The organism is Anaerosolibacter sp. (genome assembly GCF_029240175.1).
In the GTDB taxonomy this organism is placed as follows: domain Bacteria; phylum Bacillota; class Clostridia; order Peptostreptococcales; family Thermotaleaceae; genus Anaerosolibacter.
In genome coordinates, this window is record NZ_JARBTM010000008.1 from 141666 (window position 1) to 167613 (window position 25948).

General features: G+C 40.2%; 23 protein-coding genes and 1 riboswitch. Of the genes, 21 read left to right on the forward strand and 2 right to left on the reverse strand.

Going from position 1 to position 25948, the window contains the following annotated elements; all coding sequences use genetic code 11:
* Window positions 1–132 precede the first annotated feature (132 nt).
* A riboswitch (SAM riboswitch) is annotated at window positions 133–239 on the reverse strand.
* A gap of 180 nt (window positions 240–419) precedes the next feature.
* The 20 genes from K0R93_RS07920 (at window position 420) to K0R93_RS08015 (ending at window position 23142) form a co-directional block, all read left to right on the forward strand.
* A complete protein-coding gene (locus K0R93_RS07920; protein WP_300299734.1) occupies window positions 420–737 on the forward strand; it encodes a YerC/YecD family TrpR-related protein in 318 nt (105 codons plus the stop codon).
* An 83-nt stretch (window positions 738–820) separates the two neighbouring features.
* Window positions 821–2827: a sigma-54-dependent Fis family transcriptional regulator gene (locus tag K0R93_RS07925; RefSeq protein ID WP_300299736.1), complete on the forward strand. Its 2007-nt coding sequence runs from the start codon at window positions 821–823 to the stop codon at window positions 2825–2827.
* A 266-nt stretch (window positions 2828–3093) separates the two neighbouring features.
* Entirely contained in the window at window positions 3094–3579 is a 486-nt protein-coding gene (locus tag K0R93_RS07930) for a Na+/H+ antiporter subunit E (RefSeq protein WP_300299738.1), read from the forward strand.
* Window positions 3576–3845: a monovalent cation/H+ antiporter complex subunit F gene (locus K0R93_RS07935; RefSeq protein WP_300299740.1), complete on the forward strand. Its 270-nt coding sequence runs from the start codon at window positions 3576–3578 to the stop codon at window positions 3843–3845. The genes K0R93_RS07930 and K0R93_RS07935 overlap by 4 nt, the downstream gene beginning before the upstream one ends.
* The gene (mnhG, locus tag K0R93_RS07940; protein WP_300299742.1) at window positions 3842–4156 is read left to right on the forward strand and encodes a monovalent cation/H(+) antiporter subunit G; all 315 of its coding nucleotides are present in this window, start codon (window positions 3842–3844) and stop codon (window positions 4154–4156) included. The genes K0R93_RS07935 and mnhG overlap by 4 nt, the downstream gene beginning before the upstream one ends.
* The gene (locus K0R93_RS07945) at window positions 4143–4382 is read left to right on the forward strand and encodes a hydrogenase subunit MbhD domain-containing protein (protein WP_300299744.1); all 240 of its coding nucleotides are present in this window, start codon (window positions 4143–4145) and stop codon (window positions 4380–4382) included. The genes mnhG and K0R93_RS07945 overlap by 14 nt, the downstream gene beginning before the upstream one ends.
* Window positions 4383–4661, forward strand: a complete 279-nt coding sequence (mbhE, locus tag K0R93_RS07950) for a hydrogen gas-evolving membrane-bound hydrogenase subunit E (RefSeq protein ID WP_300299746.1) — start codon at window positions 4383–4385, stop codon at window positions 4659–4661.
* 33 nt (window positions 4662–4694) lie between these two features.
* Window positions 4695–5105: an MnhB domain-containing protein gene (locus tag K0R93_RS07955; RefSeq protein ID WP_300299800.1), complete on the forward strand. Its 411-nt coding sequence runs from the start codon at window positions 4695–4697 to the stop codon at window positions 5103–5105.
* 1 nt (window position 5106) lies between these two features.
* Window positions 5107–5469, forward strand: coding sequence for a sodium:proton antiporter (locus K0R93_RS07960; protein ID WP_300299748.1), 363 nt, complete (start codon window positions 5107–5109; stop codon window positions 5467–5469).
* Window positions 5462–6943, forward strand: a complete 1482-nt coding sequence (locus K0R93_RS07965; protein ID WP_300299750.1) for a complex I subunit 5 family protein — start codon at window positions 5462–5464, stop codon at window positions 6941–6943. The genes K0R93_RS07960 and K0R93_RS07965 overlap by 8 nt, the downstream gene beginning before the upstream one ends.
* 13 nt (window positions 6944–6956) lie before the next feature.
* The gene (locus tag K0R93_RS07970; RefSeq protein WP_300299752.1) at window positions 6957–8411 is read left to right on the forward strand and encodes a proton-conducting transporter transmembrane domain-containing protein; all 1455 of its coding nucleotides are present in this window, start codon (window positions 6957–6959) and stop codon (window positions 8409–8411) included.
* A gap of 20 nt (window positions 8412–8431) precedes the next feature.
* Window positions 8432–10501, forward strand: coding sequence for a complex I subunit 5 family protein (locus K0R93_RS07975; protein WP_300299754.1), 2070 nt, complete (start codon window positions 8432–8434; stop codon window positions 10499–10501).
* Between the two features lie 232 nt (window positions 10502–10733).
* Window positions 10734–12923 carry a DNA helicase PcrA gene (gene pcrA, locus K0R93_RS07980; RefSeq protein ID WP_300299756.1) on the forward strand — a complete coding sequence of 730 codons (2190 nt, stop codon included), beginning with the start codon at window positions 10734–10736 and terminating at the stop codon, window positions 12921–12923.
* Window positions 12924–13161: 238 nt separating this feature from the next.
* Window positions 13162–15150: an NAD-dependent DNA ligase LigA gene (gene ligA, locus K0R93_RS07985; RefSeq protein WP_300299758.1), complete on the forward strand. Its 1989-nt coding sequence runs from the start codon at window positions 13162–13164 to the stop codon at window positions 15148–15150.
* A 587-nt stretch (window positions 15151–15737) separates the two neighbouring features.
* Window positions 15738–16658, forward strand: coding sequence for an ABC transporter permease (locus K0R93_RS07990; protein ID WP_300299760.1), 921 nt, complete (start codon window positions 15738–15740; stop codon window positions 16656–16658).
* Between the two features lie 14 nt (window positions 16659–16672).
* A complete protein-coding gene (locus K0R93_RS07995; RefSeq protein WP_300299762.1) occupies window positions 16673–17599 on the forward strand; it encodes an ABC transporter permease in 927 nt (308 codons plus the stop codon).
* A gap of 17 nt (window positions 17600–17616) precedes the next feature.
* Window positions 17617–18639 (forward strand): ABC transporter ATP-binding protein, encoded by a 1023-nt coding sequence (locus tag K0R93_RS08000; protein WP_300299764.1) that lies wholly within the window; start codon window positions 17617–17619, stop codon window positions 18637–18639.
* The gene (locus tag K0R93_RS08005; RefSeq protein WP_300299766.1) at window positions 18639–19622 is read left to right on the forward strand and encodes an ABC transporter ATP-binding protein; all 984 of its coding nucleotides are present in this window, start codon (window positions 18639–18641) and stop codon (window positions 19620–19622) included. Before K0R93_RS08000 ends, K0R93_RS08005 begins: the two co-directional genes overlap by 1 nt.
* 387 nt (window positions 19623–20009) lie before the next feature.
* Window positions 20010–21647 (forward strand): peptide ABC transporter substrate-binding protein, encoded by a 1638-nt coding sequence (locus K0R93_RS08010; RefSeq protein ID WP_300299768.1) that lies wholly within the window; start codon window positions 20010–20012, stop codon window positions 21645–21647.
* Between the two features lie 112 nt (window positions 21648–21759).
* Window positions 21760–23142, forward strand: a complete 1383-nt coding sequence (locus K0R93_RS08015; RefSeq protein WP_300299770.1) for a hypothetical protein — start codon at window positions 21760–21762, stop codon at window positions 23140–23142.
* Between the two features lie 84 nt (window positions 23143–23226).
* On the opposite strand, the gene K0R93_RS08020 is transcribed toward K0R93_RS08015, so the two are convergent.
* Complete coding sequence (locus K0R93_RS08020; RefSeq protein WP_300299772.1) at window positions 23227–23397, reverse strand: hydroxymyristoyl-ACP dehydratase; 171 nt, start codon at window positions 23395–23397, stop codon at window positions 23227–23229.
* 242 nt (window positions 23398–23639) lie between these two features.
* Between K0R93_RS08020 and K0R93_RS08025 the strand changes: the two genes are divergently transcribed.
* Window positions 23640–24227, forward strand: a complete 588-nt coding sequence (locus tag K0R93_RS08025) for a hypothetical protein (RefSeq protein WP_300299774.1) — start codon at window positions 23640–23642, stop codon at window positions 24225–24227.
* Between the two features lie 63 nt (window positions 24228–24290).
* On the opposite strand, the gene K0R93_RS08030 is transcribed toward K0R93_RS08025, so the two are convergent.
* Window positions 24291–25775: a hypothetical protein gene (locus K0R93_RS08030; protein WP_300299776.1), complete on the reverse strand. Its 1485-nt coding sequence runs from the start codon at window positions 25773–25775 to the stop codon at window positions 24291–24293.
* Between the last annotated feature and the right edge of the window lie 173 nt (window positions 25776–25948).

The window sequence follows — 25948 nt, forward strand, 5'->3', positions numbered from 1 at the left end:
TATAACTGTATAGTGGTAAAATGTCAAAGTGTCAAAAATACCTACCTGTGATTTCATAGGTAGCCTAGGGTGATTTAGGAATTAAAAAAGCCTCTTTCACACAGAAAGAGGCATAATCATACATGCTGCTCTCTCTCATCTGACAGTACATACGTACCGCAGGAATTGGCACCGCTGCTTAAAATAAAGCCGGTTGCCGGGTTTCATAGGGCCAGTCCCTCCACCTCTCTGGATAAGAGATATCCAAACGTATTTAATTTTTATACTTGAAAAACGAATATACTTAATAAACTAATATTGAGTATACGGACTTTTTAGAACGATGTCAACATATTTTTTTATTATTCTTTTTGGTGTTAAAAGGATATACTAGATAAATATAGAATATAACTATCAAGATTGATATTTGAGGTGATAAAATGACCTATCATTCTAGATTGAAGAATGAGTTTGTGGATGAGCTTTTTGAGGCGGTACTGCTATTGGAGGACATAGAGGAATGCTATCGATTCTTTGAAGATATTTGCACCATAAAGGAAATTCAAGCATTAGCCCAGCGATTGAAGGTTGCCAAGCTCCTGCGTCAGGATAAGACCTATCATGAGATCGAAGAAAAGACAGGGGCCAGCACAGCGACCATCAGCCGAATCAACCGCTGTTTACAGTATGGTGCCGATGGATATAACTTGATTTTGGACAGGCTAGAGGAAGATAAAACCAGCAGTGAAAATGAATAATACGTATATAGGATAGATGGAGCGACAAATCGTTTCATCTATTTTGATATTGAATTGAAAAGAATAATATTGGGGTGGTTGAAATGCCAGGACAAAAACTTTTACAGCAAAACGAAGGCTTTCTAGAAGCGTGGGAAACCTATACAGAGAAAGGTATACTAAAGACAGAATTGATTCGGAACGTGATTGCTGATTCATGGATACGAAGTAGAAAACATGGTGTTGATCCCTTGTCCGAAAAAATAGAAGTGAACCTTTCAACGGAGGAATTGGGAAAAAGGTACAATCAATTTATGGCCTTAATCAAAACAGCTAGGCCTTTTATGAGCAGTTTGTATAAATTGGTAGGTAACGAAGGATTAATTATTCGACTGACTGACAAAGATGGTTATGTACTAGAATGTATAGGAGATCAGGATCTGGTGAAAACCTATGGCAATCTCAGTATGTATACGGGCTGCAACATAAAAGAGGAGGTCATAGGAACGAATGCTATTGGCACTGCCTTGGCCATTGACGGTCCTATCCAGGTTTTTGGGGCAGAGCATTATTGCAAGCAGTTTCATAATTGGACATCTTCCGCATGTCCGATTCGAAATGAAAAAAAAGGCATTATCGGTATTCTCAGTATGACAGGGCCCAGTTGTAATGTCCATCCTCATACCCTGGGCATGGTAGTTGCAACGGCTGCTGCCATTGGAAAAGAGATAAAGCTAGAAAAGGCTAATCGAAGATTAGATGTGACCAATAAGCATTTTCATGCCATCATGGAATCAATTTCAGAGGGTTTGATCTGCGTAAACCCAAAGGGCGTTGTCTTGGACATCAATCTTTTTGCCCGTAGACTGCTGGGTCTAAAGGAAGAAGAGATTATCGGAAAAAATATTAGCTGTATACTGGATGATATGCAGGAGAGCAAGATTACCGATATGATTCACAGCGGCAAAAAATATGAGGAAGAGGAGATGCATTTTAAAAGCGGAAGAAACAAACGAATCTCCTGTATTGCCAGTGTGACCCCTGTCAAGGGACAGGACAGTAGTGAAGTGGAAGGAACAGTATTTACGTTTCGAGCTGCTAAAAAGGTACACAGCCTGGTGAATAAGATTGTGGGTGCGGAAGCCATCTATACCTTTGAAGATATACTGGGCGATAGCAAATTAACCAAACAAGCCATTAAAGTTGCATCTATTGCGGCCAATACGGATACCACAATCCTCTTGTTAGGGGAAAGCGGTGTAGGTAAAGAAATGTTTGCCCAAGCTATTCATAATGAGAGCAATCGCAGGAAAAAACCCTTTGTATTTTTAAATTGTGGTGCCATCCCTAGGGATTTGGTGGCCAGCGAGTTGTTTGGGTATGTAGAAGGGGCTTTTACTGGTGCAAAGCGGGGCGGACACCCAGGTAAATTCGAACTGGCTGACAAAGGAACGATTTTTCTGGATGAAATTGGAGATATGCCCCTAGATGCCCAGGTAAACCTGCTAAGGGTATTGGAAAGTAAGGCTGTGGTAAGAGTCGGGGGTCATGATGTAATACCAACAGATGTTCGGGTAATTGCTGCCACCCATAAAGACCTGTTGAAGGAAGTGGAGAAGGGGAATTTTAGAAGCGATTTATATTATCGATTAAATGTTATGCCCATTCAGATTCCAGCCCTGAGGGAACGGAAAGAGGATATTAAAGTATTTATAGACTACTTTATCGATAAATTTAGCAGAAGGATGGGCAAGGAAGTCAAGGGTGTACACCACAGCTTTTACAAAACCATGATTCGCTACGATTGGCCTGGTAACGTGCGGGAACTGCAGAATGTGATGGAACTGGTCATGAACATGGTTAGGGACAAAGCGGACATAAGCTATGAAGACCTGCCAAGCTATATGCGTTCAGGAGGGTTTATCAAAGAGAAAAGGCAGGGAGGGAAAAATGATGCCTTTGATCTGGCAGAAATAGAAAAGAACACCATTATGAACGCCCTCGATTATTCAGGAGGGAATATGGCTCAAACAGCAAAGCTTCTCGGAATTGGGAGAAGCACCCTTTACAGAAAAATTGAGAAGTATAGCTTGGAGCATTTATTAAAATAATCGAGGTGTATCAAAACGAATCACATGTATCGGAATGAAGCGTTGTAGGACATGCAAATTGTCTGACAAATGTACTAAAGTGAAACACTTTGTTAAAAGATTGACCTTTCGGTCAATCTTTTTTTATATTGATGAATAAGTAATTAGCTTTGAAATAAGCAAAATCAAGAGGTGTAGCTTTTATAAAAGAAATCCATTGTATTGGCATGGAAATTGCATTTATTTTTATGAAGAATTACTGGATAAATTTCCATTGGGAGGATATTATGACGCGAATCACCTTGACTTCCTTATTGACCATAGGATTTTGGATCGTACTGTCTGAACGACTAAACCTAGAGGTTTTGGTTGCTGGACTCCTTTTGATATCGATTATGTACATGTTATATGGGAAGCAAAAGGTTGCCATTGGGCATGAGAAAATCTTTTTCATCAAGAGCTTAGGTAACTATGGAAAATATTTTTGGCTTTTGGTAAAGGAAATCATTGCAGCCAATCTTCAAGTAGCCAAGATTGTATTGGGACCAAGGATATCGATTTCACCAACGATGATCACCTATGAAACAAAGTTGGAATCAGCATTTCATCGAACAGTTTTTGCAAATTCCATTACGCTCACACCAGGTACCCTAACCGTATCTCTGGTAGATAATATATTGACAATCCATTGTTTAAAAGGGGAATATGGAGAGCAAATCATGGATTCAAAGCTTGAAAAAATATTATTAGAGATTGAGGAGTATCAACGATGAATCAGGTTTTTATCATAGCCTTAATGATCTTAGCCTTTACCATTATACTTTGTACGGTTCGAGCGATTATAGGGCCTACAGCAGCAGACCGCTTGGTTGCTGTGAATGTTATCGGAACCAAAACCATTGTTTTGATCGTTCTCGTTTCTTTGATCTTGAAGGAAACCTATTTTGTAGATGTGGCCCTTGTCTATGCGCTGATTAGTTTTCTCGCTTCTATTATCATCGCTGAATTTATTGAAGGTGAGACGGGAGGGAACAAATGAAAGGTATTTTGATTATTTTCCTTTTGTCGGGGGGATTATTTTTCTTTGCTGTTGGAACCCTAGGGCTCTTAAGACTCCCTGATGTCCTTGGCAGGGCCCACAGTGCAGCAAAGTGTGATACCCTGGGGGCTGTGATGACTTTGGCTGCAGCTATGGTTTATAGTGGTTGGAATGCCACTACCTTGAAGATTTTACTAATGATTTTATTTATATGGATTACGAATCCAACGGCTACTCATCTCATTGGCAGAGTGGTCTATTTGAAAAATGCTAAGTCCGATAATGGAGTGAGAAAGAATGAAGATCTTTAGTATAATCATGATTTTGTTTCTAATTGGTTCATCTATCGCTGTTTCCATAATGAGAAACCTTCTGGGTGCAGTGATTGTATTTATGACGTACAGCCTCGTTATGGCCATACTTTGGCAGCAGTTAAATGCACCTGATTTAGCAATTACTGAGGCTGCCATTGGTGCAGGGGTTACGACGATCCTGTTTGTGCTGACCCTGCGAAAAATAAGGGGTGTGAAGAAGTAGATGCTGCGAATTGTATTTTCTATTTTCGTGACCATGGTGATTATTTCAGGACTTTTAATAGGGGTAAGTGAACTGCCAGCCTTTGGTGACCCGGATAATCCTGCCCATAACTATGTATCAAAGCGGTATGTGGATAAAGGCGTGGAAGAGGTGGGGGGATTAAATATTGTAACCGACATTATTTTAGATTATAGGGCTTTTGATACCTTTGGGGAAGCTACCGTTTTGTTTACTGGTGTAATTGTGGTATTGATTCTATTGAAAGAAGAGAAAAAGTAATTTTGTCAGTAGGGAGGTGGGGCCGTGAACCATATGATTTTGCAGGTTGTTAGTAAAATTATGATTCCTTTTATTCAGGTTTTTGGAATCTACGTCGTTTTATTTGGGCACCTGTCTCCAGGCGGTGGATTTGCAGGAGGTACAATTCTGGGTGTCAGCTTGATTTTCTACCGGATGGTTTACGGGAAAGCAGAGACGAGATTAAAATTTCCCTTTGAACTTATGATGAAAATGATGTGTGGAGCACTTATTCTTTATGGTGTGTTGAAGGGCTACAGTTTCCTAACGGGTGGGAACCATAGTTACCTGCCCCAACTGCCATTGGGCACGCCAGGCAACATTCTGAGTGGCGGATACCTACTTCCGCTAAATGTTTTGGTAGGTATCACGGTGACCGTAACAATCTATTTTCTTTTTACACTGTTTTATGAAGGAGAAATATAAAATGGAGAGGTTGTTTATCAATTATTTTGAAACTGGCGCCATCATTTTGTTTGGTGTGGGTTTTGCCACCTTGTTGTTACACAATAACCTGATCAAAAAAATCATAGGGATGAATATTATGGATACGGCCATATTTCTATTCTTTATCGCCAAAGGATATATTCCAGGAAGGGAGGCCCCCATCATTCAAGATGTTCATAAAGGAGCAGCGGGGTATATCAATCCTGTGCCTTCAGCACTAATGCTTACGGGGATTGTGGTGGCTGTCAGTATAACAGCCTTTGCGTTAGCTTTAACCATAAAGCTTCATGAGAAATACGGTACCATCGAGCTAGACCAAATTATGGAGATGAGAGGTGATTAGTTTGGCCATGGCAAAGAGTTTTCCTTTGTTGATTTTATTGATACTGTTGATTAGTGCCTTTATCATGCCCTTGGTAAAAAACAATCGAGTTGTAAAAGGGATCAGTCTTGGAACAATGATGATGGCAGCAGTATTATCAGTGATTACGATGATTTATGTTGTGAAAAATGGTAGTTTTGTCTATCGAATAGGACATTGGGATGCACCCTGGGGTATTGAGTTTTATATTAGCCCTATGGAGGCCGCCATTGGTGTGCTGTTTACTTGGGTTGCTGGACTGATTTTGTGGTATTCTCTCTATAGCCTTGAGAAGGAAATACCCTCTGAGAAGCTGCCTTTCTATTATCTTTTGGTCAATGTGCTCATCGGTGCTTTGCTGGGTATTGTTTATTCCAATGATATTTTTAATTGTTTTGTTTTTGTGGAAATCAGCACGTTGGCATCCTGTGGGATAGTGGTGATCAAAGACAAAAAAGAAAATATAAAAGCCGCATTAAAATATCTGATTTTAAGCTGTTTAGGTTCTGGACTTTTTCTCATGGGAATTGCTTTTCTGTACTCTATTACAGGAAATTTGAATATGACTTTTATTTATAAGGAAGTTGCTGCAGCACAATACGTGTATCCAAATGTGATTTTAATCTCTGTTGTTCTGTTTACCATAGGGTTAGGCGTAAAAAGTGCCATGTTTCCACTCCATACATGGCTACCCGATGCCCATTCCAGTGCGCCATCGGTTTCCAGTGCCCTCCTGTCTTCCTTGGTGTTAAAAGGATTTGTGATTTTACTGATTAAGATTTTGTTTAGGGCATTGGGCTTTACATTGGTGAAGGAACTTCCCATATTGGATTTGATTTTGATATTGGGCAGTCTCGGAATGATCATGGGTTCTGTATTTGCTATTCTACAAAAAGAAATTAAACGGGTCATTGCGTATTCCAGTGTGGCTCAGGTTGGGTACATCTTCTTTGGCATTGGATTGGCCAGCGAACTGGGTGTGGCCGTGGCGCTATACCATGTTTTTGGGCATGCGGTAACAAAGGCAATGCTGTTTCTAACTGTGGGCGCAATGATTGAGACGACAGGTAAGAAAAAGATAGAGGACTTCAAGGGCATTGGGAAAGAAATGCCGATTACGTTAGGCCTCTTTACCTTAGGCGCTTTGTCCATGGTGGGGATTCCGATTTTACCAGGCTTCGTCAGTAAGTGGAATCTAGCTTTGGCCAGTATAAGTGCTGGGAAACCTATCCTTGTTGCGATCATACTGATCAGTAGTATCTTAAATGCCCTCTATTATTTTCCGGTGGTGATCCATGGTTTCTTTGGAGAAGAAAATCTCAAGGATCGAGTCTACAAATCAAAGCAAAAGCCGGTCAAAGAAATGCTGCCAGTGATTTGTCTATCCGTGGCCGTGTTATTTGTGGGGTTGATATCGGAACCCTTGATTCAACTATTTAGTTTAGGATTAAAATAAGGAGGTTAAACTGTTGAAGCATCTTTTACTACTGTTTCCTGTTTTTTTACCTTGTATATATGCCATATTATACGGGCTGATCCGCTTCAAGGGAGATACACATAGAGAGGTTTTTATAGGAACAGCCATTGTAGGGAACCTGCTGTTGGTAATTTTTATGCTGCAGAGCAATCCCTTGCCGTCCCTTCATCTGTTTCGCCTCGATCAATTTGTAGATGTGTATTTTCATGTTGATAAGATGGGGATATTGTTCTCATTGTTGGCTTCGACCTTATGGATTTTTACCATGTTTTTTTCTATGGAATACATGACCCATGAGAAAAATACCAAACGATTCTTTTCCTTCTTTATCCTAAATCTAGGCGTTATTATGGGAATCGCATTTTCGGGAAACCTGTTTACCATGTATATTTTCTATGAATTATTAACCCTGGCGACCTATCCCTTGGTCATTCATGCAGAAACGGAGGATGCATTATACAGCGGTAAGAAGTATCTAATTTATTCTTTCTTTGGTGCAACCTTCATCCTGCTAGGGATGATTCTATTGTATAGTGTGACCAATGATCTAAGCTTTGCGGCCAACGGGATCATTGGAAAACTAGATAATTACAATGAAACCATCCTGCTGGCTGCTTATTTTGTGATGTTTATTGGTTTTGGTGTAAAGGCGGCATTGGTGCCCTTTCATTCCTGGCTGCCATCGGCTATGGTGGCGCCCACGCCGGTGAGTGCATTACTTCATGCTGTTGCTGTCGTAAAATCAGGTATATTTGCAATTATTCGGGTTAGTTATTTTATCTTTGGGGCAGACATCCTGGGAGGGATGAAAGGACATCTATGGATTAATGTGATGGTTATTTTTACCATAGTATTGGGTTCTTTGATGGCGCTGCATCAAGAAAATTTAAAGAAACGATTGGCCTATTCAACCATCAGTCAGCTCGGATACGTATTGCTCGGCATTGTGCTTTTAAATAAAAATGCATTGATAGGCGGACTATTCCATTTGATTAATCATGCGGTGATAAAAATTACTTTGTTCTTTATCGTGGGTGCCATCTATTTTACTACGGGTAAGAAATCTATCCATGAGATCAAGGGGATTGGCAGAGAGATGCCCATCACCATGCTCTGTTTCAGTATTGCATCTATTTCTTTAATCGGTATACCTCCCACCAATGGATTTGCAAGTAAATGGTTCTTAGCCTTGGGAGGTATCGCAGAAAATAAGATATTCTTCGTGGTCATTTTATTGTTTAGTGCCTTTCTTACAGCCGGTTATCTACTTCCCATTGTTGTAACGGCATTCTTTCAGGGGGAAGAACGGGCGCTGGAAGAAAAGAAAGAGCCGCCCCTAAAAATTTTGATACCCATTGTTACATTAACGGGAGTCATCGTATTACTAGGTTTGTTTCCGAACATTGTCCTGCAGTTTATTAGAAGTATTGTGGGAGAGATTATTTAGAGAAAGGGAGATGGGTAAAGGTGAATAAAATAATTTTAATGACCATACTGCTTCTTCCTATGATTGGTTCTATCATAGGCTATGTCCTAGGATGGAAGAGTAGGGAAAAATATAGGGATTTGTTTAATATCACCATGACAGGCCTTGTCTTTCTACTGGTTACCTATCTATACAAGGCGGTGCGCCATGGAACCATCGAAGTGTTTATTCCAGATATTATGGTTACAGGACTATACCTAAAGCTGGATATGTTCAGGTATATATTTGTTTGGATTACCTGTTTTGTTTGGTTTCTAACGACCATATACTCTACCCAATATCTGATTAAATATAAGAATCGAAATCGATACTATGCATTTTTTATGTTAACTTTAGGCAGTACCATTGGTGTGTTCCTATCGGAAAATATTTTGAATCTGTTTACGTTTTTTGAGATTATGTCCTTCACTTCCTATGCCCTGGTGATCCATGATGAAGACCAGTATGCCCACGATGCTGGACAAATCTATATTGGAATGGCCATCGGCGGCGGTCTGATTCTGTTGTTGGGGATATTTCTTTTGTTCGATTATACGGGTACATTAAATATCAGTGAGTATCCATTGAAGATGGCCGAAATGGGTGGGCTTAAGTATTTAATAAGTACGTTGCTGCTGATTGGATTTGGTATCAAAGCCAGTATGGTGCCCCTCCACGTGTGGATGCCGAAGGCTCATCCTGCAGCGCCTGCTCCTGCCAGTGCAGTTTTATCGGGGATACTCATTAAAACGGGAATCTTTGGGATCATGATTCTATCGGGTTATATTATGAAAGATGATCAGGTGTTTTCTATGATCCTCCTGGTCGGCGGGCTGACGAATATGCTTTTGGGCAGTTTCTTGGCGATGTTCCAAAGAAACATCAAAAGGATTCTTGCTTACAGCAGCATGAGCCATGCGGGTTATATTCTTGTAGGTGTTGGCTTGATGGGTATCCTTACAGAACATAAGGCTGTCGCCATCTATGGGGCCCTGTACCATGTGCTTAATCATGCCTTGTTTAAAGTACTTCTGTTCATGGGTGCAGGAATCATCTATATGATACTCCATGAACTTAGTATCAATGAAATCAAAGGGTTTGGAAGAAACAAGACATTACTGAAGATTATATTTCTTGTGGGTGTATTGGCTGTGGCTGGAATGCCAGGTTTTAACGGATTTATTAGTAAGACGTTGCTCCATGAAGCTTTGGCAGAGGCACATCATCAATATTCGGGTATAGGATTTACGATTGCAGAGATCGTTTTTACCCTTAGCAGTGCCTTCTCTTTGGCATATCTATTGAAAATATTTGTGGCTGTGTTTATAGAAAAGAATGAGGCGTACAGTGGACAGTATAAAAGCCATGTTCGTGCTGGAGCGATCATTCCGGCCCTCATTATCAGTGTTGTAATCATATGGATTGGTGTCAGGCCGTTTACTGTGCTCCACATGTTAGAGGGAGCAGTAGAATCATTTGGTTATCACGGTCATTTGGAAGCTCATTTTTATACGATGGGTAATTTGAAGGCTACAGGATTTACCATGTTGTTGGGCGTGATTATTTACCTGGGCTTTGTGAGAACTGTCCTTAGAAGAAAAGATGCAAACGGAGAAAATCTGTATGTGAATCCTGCATTAAACTGGTTTAACCTAGAAAATCATGTATATATACCCTTGGGTGTTTATCTGTTTGAATTGATTTCCGAGATGTTTCATTTTATCGATCAAGGCATGATTCGTTTGGTGAAGGCCACAAGTGGATGGATGATTGCTTTACAGCACATAGAAATACGCCCAGACCGTTTTCAGCAATTGAAAAAGAAGCTGGAGGCAGGTATTGGAAGAAAACCCCTTGGACCAATAGAAGACATTCAGCTGGTAAAAGAAACAGCAGAGCTTTCCGTGAAGACAAAATCCTATGTTCAGGAAGTAGTCCATGATATCGGTGAAGAAATTTATAGTCTATCCGATGTGGTGCAGAGAGTCGGTAGAAATATGAATACCTTGATGTTTTCAGTTCTTTCTTTTGCAGTGATTTTGGCTATTGCCTTAGTGGTTATGATTTATTGAATGAAGAAGATGGGCACTAACGTGCCCATCTTCTTCATTCAATTTAGATTCTACTTGCTATAACCCTAGGATTTTTAGATAATAATACAGGGGAAAGAATCATTGTATCCATCGAACAAACATTTGCATCTTTCCTTGAATTTTTATAAGATAAGAGTAGTGAAAAACTTAAAAAACAAATCCAGGGTTTGCCATAGAATGGACATACTCAGAATTTGAAAGGAGCAGTCAAATGGATTTATCATCTTTAAATACAATGCAGCGGGCAGCTGTGGAGAAAACAGAGGGACCCCTCTTGATCCTGGCAGGCGCAGGATCTGGGAAGACAAGGGTGTTGACCCATCGTATTGCCCACTTGGTAGAAGATTTAGGGGTATATCCTGGGAATATTCTGGCCATTACCTTTACCAATAAAGCAGCCAAGGAAATGAAGAACAGAGTAGAGGCTCTTCTTGGAAGAGCGACAGATATATGGGTGAGTACCTTTCACTCGGCTTGTGTAAAAATTTTAAGAAGAGATATCGATAAGATTGGGTACACAAGGGATTTTGTTATTTATGATGCATCGGATCAGCAGACATTGATCAAGGACTGCTTAAAGGAATTAAACATCAATGACGATACATTCCCTGTTTCCATGGTGCAAGGGAAAATAGGAGATGCCAAGGATCGTTTGATGACGCCTAAGCGCTTTATGCAGGAATACATAGGAGATTTTCAAATGGCTACCGTTGGAAAGATCTATGAACTGTATCAGAAGAAGCTGAAAAAGAATAATGCACTGGACTTTGACGATCTTATCTTCAAGACAGTGGAAGTATTTATGAATAATACGGATATCTTAGGTTATTATCAAAATAAGTTTAAATATATCATGGTAGATGAGTATCAGGATACCAACCAAGCACAGTATAAATTGGTCAATTTATTGGCCCAAAAGCATCAAAATCTTTGTGTGGTAGGGGATGATGATCAGTCAATTTATAGTTGGAGAGGGGCGGACATCCGCAATATTTTAAACTTTGAGGATGACTTTCCAGACGCCATGGTCATTAAGTTGGAGCAGAATTATCGTTCTACCCAAAAAATCCTGGACGCTGCTAACTGCGTAATCCGTAACAACATGGGCAGAAAGAATAAGGTGTTATGGACAGACAATAATACTGGTGATGTCATTGACTACTATCGTGCTATGAACGAGCATGATGAGGCCCAGTTTGTGGCGAGCAAGATTCGGGCAATGATCGAAGAGGATGGGAGAAATTATTCGGAATTCGCCATTCTATATAGAACCAACGCCCAATCCCGTGTCATAGAGGAAATGCTAATGCGGGCCAATATCCCCTATCGAATTTTTGGAGGATTAAAGTTCTATGCGAGAAGAGAAATCAAAGATATCATTGCCTATTTGAGGCTCATCCAGAATCCTGTAGATGACATCAGTGTGAAGCGGGTCATCAATGTGCCTAAACGGGGAATTGGAGATCGTACCATAGAGAAGCTTGAGGAATACGGAGGTAGAGCAGGGGAAAGTCTGTTTAGTGTCTTGCTAGAGCCTGATGCCGTAGAAGGCTTTTCAAAAAGGGTACAAGCTGGTATTGATAATTTTGCCGATATCATACAAAAATATCATCACTTAAAGGATGAAATGGCTGTGACACAATTGATTACCGGTGTACTGGAGGATTCAGGGTATATTGATGAACTACAAAAAGATGACAGTCTAGAAGCACGATCAAGAATAGAAAACCTACAGGAATTTGTATCTGTTGCCATGGACTTTGAAAAAACCAGTGAAGTGAACACCTTAGAAGAATTCTTAGGTAATATTTCTTTGGTATCTGATATCGACAATATGGCCGATGATGAAAATGCAGTGGTGCTTATGACTCTCCATAGTGCAAAAGGATTAGAGTTTCCAATTGTATTTCTTGTAGGGATGGAGGAAGGGATTTTCCCCATCTCTAGAGCCGTTAATGATGATCGGGAGCTGGAAGAGGAAAGAAGACTCTGTTATGTAGGGATAACAAGGGCAGAGGAACGCCTCTTTATCAGTCATGCGATGATTAGAACCTTGTATGGCCGTACGAACTATAACTCCATGTCCCGATTTATTCAAGAGATTGCCGATGACCTTATCGCCATGGATCGAAAGGAAATCCAGAGAAAAGAACGGGATGCCATGGCACCAGCACCCGGTATTTATAGGGGAGTAAGTCTTAGTGAGCAGCCCAAGCCTATAAACCAAGAAAATAGTGGGGAAATCAAACCAGGAAGTAAGATAAAACATGATAAATTCGGTATCGGAACTGTAATTACCATAAAAGGAAGCGGCGAAAAAGCAGAGCTAACCATTGCCTTCGACAGCGCAGGGATTAAGAAGCTGGCGTTAGGCTATGCACCGATAAAGCTTATGAGCTAGCGGTTAGCAAGTTAGCAGGCTAGAGGTGAAAAGACGCTGCTAGCCACTCGCTACTCGCTGCTCGGAAAAGGCTAAAATTAAAATCTATGAAAAGCATAATTTAAGTAGCCATTAGATTGGCGAGGATTAGGAGTTAATGTGATAGATGTCATTGGTAAAAGATTTTTTTGGTTTTGCCAGTGGCTAGTAGCCAGCAACGGGCAGCCCAGACTGTCACCTGAATAAAGGAGGTACACCAGTGGATCAAAAAGAAGCATTGGAGAAAATAAATAAACTACGGGAGAAGATTAATCATCATAATTATCAATACTATGTATTGGATGCACCTGAGATTGATGATTATGCTTACGATTTGCTTATGAAGGAGCTTGTTGACTTGGAAACCCAGTTTCCAGAATGGATTACATCGGATTCGCCGAGTCAGCGGGTAGGGGGCGTGCCTCTCTCAGCATTCGGTCAAGTAACCCATGTGGTACCTATGTTAAGCTTAGATAACTCCTATGATCCAGGGGACTTGCGAGAATTTGACAAAAGAATCCGTAAGGCCATAGGCGAAAGGGTGGAATATGTTGTCGAACTGAAAATAGACGGATTATCAGTGGCTTTAAGATATGAAGATGGCAGGTTTGTTCAAGGTGCCACCCGTGGTGACGGCTATGTGGGGGAGGATATCACTCAAAATCTGCGCACCATAAAATCTATTCCGCTGAGACTAAAGGAAGAAGAAGATTTGGAGGTTCGTGGCGAAGTTTATATTTCCCGGGAAAAATTTGCAGAATTAAATCAAAAACAAGAGGAAAAAGGAGAAACATTATTCGCTAACCCTCGAAATGCGGCTGCGGGCTCCCTTAGGCAGTTGGATTCCAAGATTACAGCCCAAAGACCTCTAGATATATTTGTTTTTAATATACAGACCATAGGAGATCGGGGATTTCATACCCATACAGAGGGGTTGGATTATCTGAAATCGTTGGGCTTTAAAACTTCTATTTATGAGATTTGCCAGGAGATAGAAGGTGTTATTGAACAATGTGAGAAGTGGGCCCAGAAGAGAAATGAACTACCTTTTGACATCGATGGCTTGGTGATTAAAGTCAATGATCTTCAATTGAGGGAGCAACTTGGAACGAGATCTAAGAGTCCAAGATGGGCTATCGCCTATAAATTTCCTGCGGAACAACAGCGAACCATTGTACAAGATATTATCATCCAAGTTGGGAGAACGGGTGCGCTGACCCCTACGGCTATTTTAGAACCTGTAAGGGTCGCCGGTTCTGTGATTGGCAGAGCCACCCTTCATAATGAGGATTTTATCCGTCAAAAAGATATACGAATCGGAGATCATGTTTGGATACAAAAAGCGGGGGATGTCATACCTGAGGTGGTAAACGTGATTTTTGATGAAAGAACAGGGGAAGAACAAGAATTCATCATGCCAAAGAACTGTCCAACCTGTGGGCACCAAACGACGCGACTTGAAGGTGAGGCTGTTACTCGATGTATGAATTCCGCCTGCCCAGATCAATTGCGTAGAGGAATTATTCATTTTGTTTCAAGGAATGCCATGAATATAGAGGGCTTAGGGGAGTCCATTGTAGCCTTGCTCATGGAGCATAAGCTGATCCATGATGTGGCGGACCTATACTATTTGAAAAAAGAGGATCTGATTCCTTTGGAACGTATGGGCGAAAAGTCTGCCCAAAATTTGATTGATGCCATTGAAAAATCAAAAAACAATGATTTGGACCGGGTGATTTTTGGTTTGGGCATCAAGTTGGTTGGTGAAAGGGCGGCGGGATTGTTGGCCGATGCTTTTGGGTCTATGGACCGGATGGTTCAAGCAAGTTATGAAGAGATCACATCTATCCCAGAGATCGGTGATAAGATGGCTGAAAGTCTAGTGGCCTTCTTAAAAGAAGAGACAAACCTAAATGTTATAGGAAAGCTAAGGGCTGCCGGCGTAAATATGGAGAACCAAGCAACCAACGATGAACAGGTAGAGAAAAGATTTGAAGGTTTTACCTTTGTGTTGACTGGCACCCTAGAGAAATACACACGAAATGAAGCGAAGGAGATTATTGAGCGGCTTGGTGGCAGGGTTTCAGGTAGTGTGAGCAAAAAGACCAGTTATGTATTGGCTGGTGCAGAGGCTGGATCTAAGCTGGACAAAGCTGTGGAGCTAGGTGTAAAAGTGATAAATGAGGATGAGTTTCAAAGTATGATATAGAAATATTGATAAAAGTAAAAGCATTTCATCATATAAAAGATGAAATGCTTTTACTTTTACTTAGAGACTTTGAGGAAAATACGAAAGATATCAGGGTGTCCGAAGTGAGTGAAAAATAAGATAAACGTAAGGTAGAGAACAAAACCCTGCAAATGTCCTTCTTCTAAGAACTTTACAGCATTATAGCAATACTGTAAGAAACTAAAACTTGAAATCATTGCAAATACAAGATGGGACGCAAATGTTACAATTATTTAAATTTACTGTTACGGCATATATATTGAATAGTTAGGAAAATTCAGCTATTATAAACCTAGAAAGATTACTGAAAAACCAAAAGAATAGTCAGACAAATGAAGGATTAGTTGCAAAGCGTATAAGTTCTTTATTGTTTTGGAGAATGAAAATTATGATTGACTCCGATTGACCGAGGTCAATCATATTCTTTTGATTCACAAAAGAGACGTTGTGTTTTAATTTTTAAATTTTATATAAGTCACAGGAAAAAATATTGAATGGAGGTGCGGATCACAGGGTATTGAGCTTTATCAGGAATTATCTTTTAATTTATGAAAGGAGTGAGGTGTGTGGGTAGATTTCTTTTGAATAGGGTAGTATCCATGTTTGTGACCCTATGGTTAGTAATTACTTTAACTTTTTTCTTGATGCATGCAATTCCAGGTGGTCCTTTTACCAGGGAAAAAGCATTGCCACCTGCAGTTATTAAGGCATTGGAGGCAAAATATAATTTAGACCAACCGTTATGGAACCAGTATACAGATTATTTAGGTGGTATTATGAAGGGTGATTTAGGCCCATCATTCCAAAAGGTTGGTGTAAAAGTAACAGATATGATCAAAGCTGGATTCCCTGTTTCAGGTAAAATGGGGGGGATGTCAGTATTCCTTATTCTTTTGTTAGGGGTACCGGCAGGTATTATCTCGGCACTTAAGAATGGGAAGTGGCAGGACCAGACCATACGGGTTCTCGCTACCTTGGGAATTACCATTCCGGGATTTGTTTTGGCAACAATTCTGATCTTTGTCTTTAGTGCAAAGCTGAATGTATTGCCATCCTTTGGCTTGAAATCCTGGAAACATTATATTATGCCTGTTATTGCTTTAAGCGGATATTCTCTAGCATTCGTAGCTAGATTAACAAGATCCAGTATGTTAGAGGTGCTCCAGCAAGATTACATTCGTACAGCAAGAGCAAAGGGACTTTCAGAATTTGTGGTGATTGGAAAGCATGCCCTTAAAAATGCACTTATTCCAGTTGTTACGTACGTAGGACCATTGATTGCTGGTATTCTAACAGGTTCCTTCGTAGTGGAAAGAATTTTTGCGATCCCAGGTATGGGAAAATATTTCGTAGAGAGTGTTGGTAACCGTGACTATACGGTGTTGATGGGAATGACAGTATTTTATGCATTATTCCTTGTAATTATGGTGCTGGTTGTTGACTTGTTATATGGTTTAATTGATCCAAGAATCAAAGTCGGAGAATAAAAGGAGGTTATGAAATGGCTGAAATAAACAAAGCAATGGCTGATATGTGGCAGCCGGTTTCCATCGAAGAGCGGAACAGTGAAAAAATTGTAAGGCCAAGCATGACCTACTGGCAGGATGCTTGGAGAAGATTGAAGAAAGATAAATTGGCGATGCTGGGCCTTATTACAATCATAGCAATATTTGCGATTGCAATTGCAGGTCCATGGTTATCAGACATTACCTATTCAGATCAAAATCTGCTTAGGGCCAATGAAAGTCCTAGTGCAGACCATTGGTTCGGGACAGATAACTTCGGAAGAGATATGTATATAAGGGTTTTATATGGTGCGAGAATATCTTTATTGGTTGCAGTTATTGCAACGGTGGCTAACTTTTTCATCGGAGTACTTTATGGAGGAATTTCAGGCTACGTCGGTGGAAGAGTAGATAATATTATGATGCGTTTAGTGGATATTATTTTTACAATACCGGTGACGTTATATGCCATTATTTTGATGGTGGTCATTGGCTCTGGATTAAAGAGTATCATCATTACCCTGGGATCGATTTTCTGGGTTACCATGGCTCGAGTTGTAAGGGGTCAAGTACTAAGCTTAAAGGAACAGGAATATGTGCTGGCGGCAAGAACGTTGGGAGCAAGCACTTGGAGGATTTTGGTCAGACACTTAATCCCCAATGCCATGGGACCTATCATCGTAACCGCGACCATGATGATTCCTGGAGCGATCTTTACAGAATCCTTCTTGAGCTTCATCGGTTTGGGTGTTTCAGCACCAATGGCTTCTTGGGGTTCACTGGCATCTGATGCGTTGGGTGGATTAAGATCTTATCCATACCAGCTATTCGCACCTGCGATCGCGATTTGTATCACGATGTTAGCATTTAACTTCCTAGGCGATGGATTAAGAGACGCTCTTGACCCACGTATGCGTAAGTAGAAGAGGGGTGACGATACATGAAAAATGAAAAAATATTAGAAGTGAAAGGACTTAGGACTTCCTTCTTTACCCATGTTGGGGAGATCAAGGCCATAAGAGGGGTGAGTTTTAATTTAGATAAAGGTGAAGCGATTGGTATCGTAGGAGAATCCGGCAGCGGGAAGAGTGTTACATCTCTTTCGGTCATGGGATTACTGCAATACCCGGGAAGAGTGATAGATGGAGAAATCCATTTTAAAGGACAAGATTTAACAAAAAAATCGGACAAAGAAATGCAGTCTATTCGAGGAAATGAAATCGCCATGATATTTCAGGATCCAATGACATCATTAAATCCTGTGTATACCATTGGAGATCAGATCATGGAAGCCATCCGCAGACACCAAGGATTAAACAAACACGAGGCTAGAGAGAAAGCCATCGAAATGTTAAAATTGGTGGGTATTCCTTCTCCAGAGAAAAGGGTAGATAACTATCCCCATGAGTTCAGCGGCGGAATGAGACAAAGAGCAATGATCGCCATGGCTCTCTCTTGCGAACCAAGTCTGCTCATTGCTGATGAGCCGACTACAGCGTTAGACGTAACGATACAAGCGCAGATCCTTGAACTTATGAAGGATCTAAAGGATAAAATCAACACATCCATTATTCTAATTACCCATGACCTTGGGGTTGTGGCAGATGTATGCAGCAGAATTGTTGTTATGTATGGCGGCTTGATTATGGAGGAAGGTTCTACCGATGATATTTTCTATAATCCGAAGCATCCATATACATGGGGGCTATTAAAATCTATTCCGAGATTAGACCTCAATGAGAAGAAGAGACTGGTACCAATCGAAGGGTCTCCTCCTGACCTATTAAAGCCGCCAAAAGGATGTCCGTTTGCAGCTAGATGTCCCTATGCCATGAAAATTTGTATGGAGCAGCTGCCAGAGTATTATCAGGTTGATGAAAACCATAGAAGCTTATGTTGGCTTCAAGACGAAAATGCTCCTCGGTTAGAAGTAGATACTGGTGTGCAAAGGGGGAGAGCGTAGTGAGCAAAAAGAATAATGAAATTCTAATAGAGGTAAAAAACCTTAAAAAATACTTCCCCATTCGGAAAGGATTTTTGGGCGGGGAGACCCAATACGTTCAGGCTGTAGATGATGTGAGCTTTTTCATTCGAAAAGGTGAAACTTTAGGACTTGTAGGAGAGTCGGGCTGTGGTAAATCTACTACGGGTAGAACCATCATAAGACTATATAATCCAACAGCAGGAGAAGTAATCTTTGGCGGTGCAGAAATTGGCCATATGAAAGAAAATGAGCTGCATCCTTTTAGAAAGAAAATGCAAATGATTTTCCAAGATCCCTATGCATCTTTAAATAGCCGTATGACTGTAGGAGATATCATTGGAGAAGCTATTGATATTCATAATCTGGCTACCGGGAAAGAGAGACTGGAAATCATCCATGAGCTCCTTCATAGGGTTGGACTAAATCCAGACCATGCTGTGAGATATCCCCATGAATTCAGTGGTGGACAAAGACAAAGAATTGGTATTGCCAGATCCTTGGCCGTAAGACCTGAGTTTATTATCTGTGATGAGCCGATTTCAGCCCTGGATGTTTCCATTCAGGCCCAAGTGGTAAATATGCTGGAGGATTTGCAAGCTGAACTGGGATTAACCTATTTGTTCATTGCCCATGACTTGTCCATGGTTAGACATATTTCTGATCGGGTAGGGGTTATGTATTTAGGTAAATTGGTGGAGATTGCGGACAGTGAGGAGTTATATAACAACCCAACACATCCATACACCCAGGCGTTGTTGTCCTCTATACCAATTCCAGATCCTGAGGTATCCAGATCTCAGCAAAGAATCATCCTAGAAGGGGATGTACCGAGCCCACTGAATCCACCATCAGGCTGCAGATTTAGAACAAGATGTAAATATGCTATGCCAAAATGTGCTGAAGCTGAGCCTATCATGAAGGATGTCGGCGGAGGACATATGTCGGCGTGTCATTTGCTTTAACAAAATACATGGGGTGATTTTACCCATCACCCCATCCAAATTTTTTTATGAAGAGAAGGATTAAATGAACAAACGTCGAATATAATTTTCTTAAGAAAAAGTACCAAAAAAATTTTTATATAAAAAAAAATTCTGGCAGGGATTCCATTTTCTTTGTCGAATATTATTGAGATATAGGTAGTATGGGAATTTTTTTTAAGCAAATAATTCAGATTATTCAATATGATTACAGGATAGTAACGAAAAGTTGTACATTTTTTTAAGAAGTTTGCAATAAACATGTAGTAAGCATACCGAAGGAGGTGATCTGGAGGTAAAGACCAAGATTTCATTGTAACAATGAAATAGATGATGAAAAAAACATTATGAAACTGGGAGGGGATTTTTTTGTTCAAGAAAAGTATAGCATTAGTATTAATGCTGGCGCTAGTTCTTACAGCTGGCCTTGTTGGTTGTGGACCTAAAGCTCCGGCAGGAGAAGCACCAGCAGAAGAAAAAGCAGAACCAATCGTATTAAACTTCAACCTAGGTGCAGACCCTAAAACAATTGATCCACAATTAAACAGTGCCCATGACGGCGGTAACGTAATCAACCAAACTTTCGAAGGTATGATGAGAGAGATTGGCGGAAAATTAGAGAATGCTATGGCTGAAAAAGTTGATGTTTCTGAAGATGGAACAGTGTACACTTTCCACTTAAGAGATGCAAAATGGTCTGATGGTCAGCCAGTAAAAGCGCAAGATTTCGAATATGCTTGGAAGAGAGCGCTAGATCCAGCAACAGCTTCTGAGTATGCTTTCCAATTATACTACCTCAAAGGCGGTCAGGCTGCTTTTGAAGGAACAGGCAGTGTAGATGATATCGGTATTAAAGTAATCGATGACAAGACTTTAGAAGTAACATTAGAAGCACCTACTGCTTACTTCCTAGAGTTAACTTCATTCTATACTTATATGCCAGTTAGAAAAGATATGGTTGAAAAGGATCCAGAAGGTTGGGCGAAAAACCCAGAAACAGCAGTTGGAAATGGTCCTTTCAAACTATCTGAGTATGCGATGGGCGACAAGATCGTTCTTGTAAAGAACCCAGAATACTGGAATGCTGAAAATGTTAAGCTTGACCAAATTAATATGGCGATGATCGTTGAAGAATCTACGATGTTAACAGCTTATGAGTCTGGCGAAATGGATATCATTGACAATATGCCAGCACAAGAAATTCCAAGACTTCAAGCTGAAGATCCAACATTCTACAACTTCCCACAAATCGGAACTTACTACTACATCTTTAACGTAACAAAGGCGCCTACAGATAATAAGCTAGTAAGAAAAGCCCTTACTTTAGCAATCGATAGAACAGCAATCGTTGAGAAGGTAACAAAGGGTGGACAGATTCCTGCTACAGGATTTACACCTCCGGCATTAAAAGATGCTGACGGTAAAGAGTTCTTTGCAGTAGCTGGAGATTATGGTATTGATCCAAAGGCTGCAAGTGTAGAAGAAGCGAAGAAGTTATTGGCTGAAGCTGGATACCCAGATGGCGCTGGCTTCCCAGAAATCGAAATAATTTACAACACGAACGAAGGTAACAAGAATATCGCTGAAGCAATACAAGAAATGTGGAAGCAAAATCTTGGCATCAACGTGAAGCTTACGAACCAAGAGTGGGCTGTATTCCAAGATACAAGACATAATGGTAACTTCCAAGTAGCAAGAGCTGGTTGGTTAGGAGACTATGCTGACCCAATGACTATGCTCGACCTTTGGACTTCATATTCTGGTAACAACGATTCTCAGTGGAAGAATGCAGAATATGACAAGTTAATCGAAGCTTCTAAGATGGCAACTGGCCAAGAAAGATTTAAATTGTTATATCAAGCACAAGATATGATGATGGAAGAAATGATCGTAGCGCCAATCTACTACTATACAGATCAAATGTTAATCCAAGAATATGTTAAAGGTTGGGAAAGAACCCTACTTGGACATATGTACTTTGGTAACGTAACAGCTGTAGAGAAGTAATCATTCTACTTAAAAAAGATGATACCCCTAGGTATCATCTTTTTTTCGTGTGTAACCAACACCTTCTTTGTTGAATAGGATAAATATAAGTCATAATAAAGGAGGTTATGGTATGGTTGAATTAACTTTGCTTCATTGGATATATGTGGTGATGGTACTGGTTATCCTTGGTGTGATGATCATGAGAAAGGATACCATTATCCCATGTATCCTAGGTGTTTTTTTACTAGGACTTGCTGCAACCAAGACATTGCTCGGTGGTACGAGGGCAGTATTTGATTCATTATTTGTGGCAGGGTCGGAGCTATTAGGTATTATTATTGTCATTTCCTGTATTGTTGCCATGTCAAAACTACTGGAGGAAATCGGTGCAAATCGTCTCATGGTAACGCCATTTAGAAAGTTTATTAAGGGGCCGGATATGGCATTTTGGTTTACTGGTATCGTGATGCTTCTCGTATCGTGGTTTTTCTGGCCTTCTCCAGCTACTGCCTTGGTCGGTGCTGTTCTGCTTCCTGTAGCACTGCGGGTAGGGTTGCCAGCCCTCGGTGTTGCCATGGCAATCAACTTGTTTGGTCATGGTTTGGCCCTATCAACAGACTTTGTCATTCAAGGGGCACCGACCATTACAGCCACCTCAGCGGGTGTGCCTGTAGAGTCGGTGATGATAAAAGGAATACCATTATTCTTTGTAATGGGTATCGTCACCATTGTTACAGCGTATATGATGCTTCGCCGTGATCTAAAGAGCGGAAAACTTGAAAAACCAGTAATTGATGAAATGATTGCAGAGGAAGATCAGGAAACCAGAGGAATTGCCAGATTTGCTGCAATTGTGGTGCCACTGGCATTTTTATTAGATATCGTTGCTATGTTTGCATTTCAGCTTCGAGGGGGAGATGCAACATCCCTGGTAGGTGGTACAGCAGTATTGATTATGATCTTGATTTGCGTTGTAGAATATAAGGGAGAAGCATTAGATAAGATTACAAAATATGTCCGAGATGGTTTTATGTTTGGAATGGAGATATTTGGGCCTGTTATTCCAATTGCTGCTTTCTTCTATATGGGAGAAGTATCTCCTATACAGGCAGTACTTGGAGAGAGCGTATTGCCGGCGGGTTCTCAAGGCATTTTGTCTGACATGGGTAGTGCCTTAGCTTCTATTGTACCTATGAATCGTCCGATAGCTGCATCTATTCAAATGGTGGTAGGTGCTATAACCGGATTAGATGGCTCTGGGTTCTCAGGTATGTCTTTGGCGGGTTCATTGGCTCGTGTATTTGGTACGGCCATTAATGGCAGTATTCCTGTTTTGGCTGCATTAGGCCAAATTGGTGCCATATGGGTAGGCGGAGGTACAATTGTACCATGGGGGTTGATACCAGCTGCAGCCATATGTAGGGTTTTACCCATGGATTTGGCGAGAAGAAACTTTATTCCCGTTGTCGTGGGTTTGGTTGTGACAACGATTGTAGCCATGTTCTTGATCTAATATAATCCAAAAAGAATGAATCCTGATCGGTGATCAGGATTCATTCTTTTTTAAGTATAAATTCCGTTAAAACCATCCATAACGTTACATTTTTACGTCATGGGCAACTGTATTAGAGGTATCTATTAAGCCTTTTTTCTGGGAACGGTAATAAATACACTCTGGATGTGGAGATGATGATGCAGATATGATATGGGTTAGTGCGCATTTGCCGTCTTCTTGAAAAAAACAATTGAGAGCACAATTAATATTCATCATCTGATCGCCTCCCTGTATCTAGTATTTGTACTTTTGATGAATTCATAATATGTAAAAACTGTATAAGCAGGCAAAATAATTTGATTGGAAGTACATGGGCGATATGATACTAAAAACAAGTAAGCGTGAAAGAGGTATAGAATAGAGATGACTTTCACAATCTAAAATAAAGGAAAATAAGTTGTTTTTTACAAAAAATGAAATCTTGATGATTAACAGTTATTGAGGATGGTGATTCGATGATTTTTCCAGAATATGAGAAAACGGGTGTAATATATCATATCGTCAGCCTAAATGATTTAAAGAATGTATTAAGCCAAGGGATTCAATATGATGATAAGGTAACGTATCACACAAAATATTATGATTTTCATAAAATCATTGATGATCACAGAACAGAAAATATTCCGTCATGGGTTATACGGAAAAAAGCGATTTTTGCTAGTCTTAATTATCCAGAGGCGCACAAATTTCATTCCCATACAGCCATATTGTCCATTCGAATTGATCCCAACAAATGCTGGATTGCCAATGAAAACTGTGCGAATGCAATCTATGAGCCTTTTATACTCCAGGAAATAGAAGGATTTCATCAGTGCAGAAATTACTTAGCAACAGAAGGTAGAAGTTTACTGGTAGCCTATTGGGATACTTCTCTAAGTTTTCTTGAAAACCAAGAGCGGCGTTATGACCGGAAGAAAGGATATGACGCTGAAGTTTTGATTCAGCATGCCATTGATCCAAAGGATATAGAAATCAAGTATATTCTATCGGACCATCAGATGTTGGAAGTGGAAGAATGGAGAAGAAGATTCTGTAACTGCTAAAGGACGCCCATATGGACGTCCTTTAGCAGTTTTGCCTATTGATTTAAGAAGCAGGCTACACTGTTAATGATTTTTTGAATAAAGATTATACAGGGTCAGCGCTGCATAAAGGGCTTGTTGTGGCTCAAAGGAATCCCTTTGGAGATAAACTCTATCTTTTTTAGGATAAATCTTAAATTCTCTTGTAAAAACACAGCTGTTATTTTCATATACTAGAAGATCTAGCGATAGGGGATCAAGATTTCCTATACTTCGCATATTTGAAATCTCTGAAACCAAGGGAGAACTAACCTGAATACCTGAAATGTTGATGGATGAATGAAAAAAGGAACAAAGTTGTTTTTGTAGTAAGGCGATATTGCTCGGTTGATCTTCTACAGATAAAAGACTGTGAAGGCCATTGATCATGGAGGCTATATCTATGGCTGAATACTTAAATTTTTTCCGTTTGCTGTGACCAAAAAGATTGATTTCTCCATTCCATCTGGAATTGAGATAATGATATATTTTTTTGGCCTCACCATGGAAGAAATCATATTGGGTAAATTTATAGCCTTCGATGAGGGCTGTGATGCTTCGACCGTGGGTTGCTAACGAACTGATCTTAATACCTTGACGATCCCTAGATAATTTTCCACTGATAACTTCCCTAGCACACAGCTCAGCACAGAGTTTCGTGACCATAGGTTCAAGTTCTTCCTGCTGCTGTAGATGGTGTGCTGTTTCAACAAGCAGAGGAATGGCTAAAGTAAGATCTTTTGTTTTAAGTTCGTATAGGACATCTTGTTGATGAAGCAATACGTGAAGGATTTGTGAAGCTAACTCCTTAAAATTGGCAGCTTGCTCTGGATCATGGTAGTTGGGATAGTGTTCATGGTTATTCAACAACTCATAAAGTCCAGCATAAGCATGCAGCATATAAATTTGATCTAACCAGCGAATGGGATGGTCCTTTACCTTAAGAAGAATGTGATCTTGATATTTCGATTTATCCTTTTTTTCTATAAAGAGACCATGACCGTTCCGTAAGTACTGATAGCAGAACTCTCCTTGCTCCATGGCCCCATGAAGGAAGAGCATACCAATGAATTTTTCGTGGCTGCTTGGAGGGTTCGTAGCATCTGATAGGCTGTGATAGTATAAATACTTAGACAATTGAAGCTCGCTATTTATGAGAAGGGCTTGCGTTAAAGGTGAAACATTCTTTTTGAAGTGCTCCTTGTTCCAACGAAGATCTTTTTTTCCTTCATTACGGGTGCCAAGGATATCTGCGAAATCTAAATTACTTCGGCTATATACAGCTCTTAACGGAAAAAGGGTATAGTCCAATTCTAAAGAATGATGATTCGCATCTTCAGAATCCAGAGTTTCTGTAGCCAGCAGTTTATGAAGCTTATCATAGATTTCTTGAGAAAAGTTTGCACTGATGCCCATATCTGACAACAGGGCCAAAGAAAAAACGTTTGTAAAGGAATAAAGTAGAGATTGCTTTTCTATACTTTCCATAGTGGGCGTATCAAAACCACCTAAAACCGATTGAAAAATCATTTTTTCACCACCTTAAATAAAATTCATTTATCCGATGGCTAACAACTCTATGATTCCCACTTCCATAAGTGGGAAATGAGAGTTGTACAGCCCCTGGATAGGTTCAACAATGATCCAGATGAAGTTTTTACCCATCATGCACAAGTACTCCATCTGAATCAAGTTTCACTTTA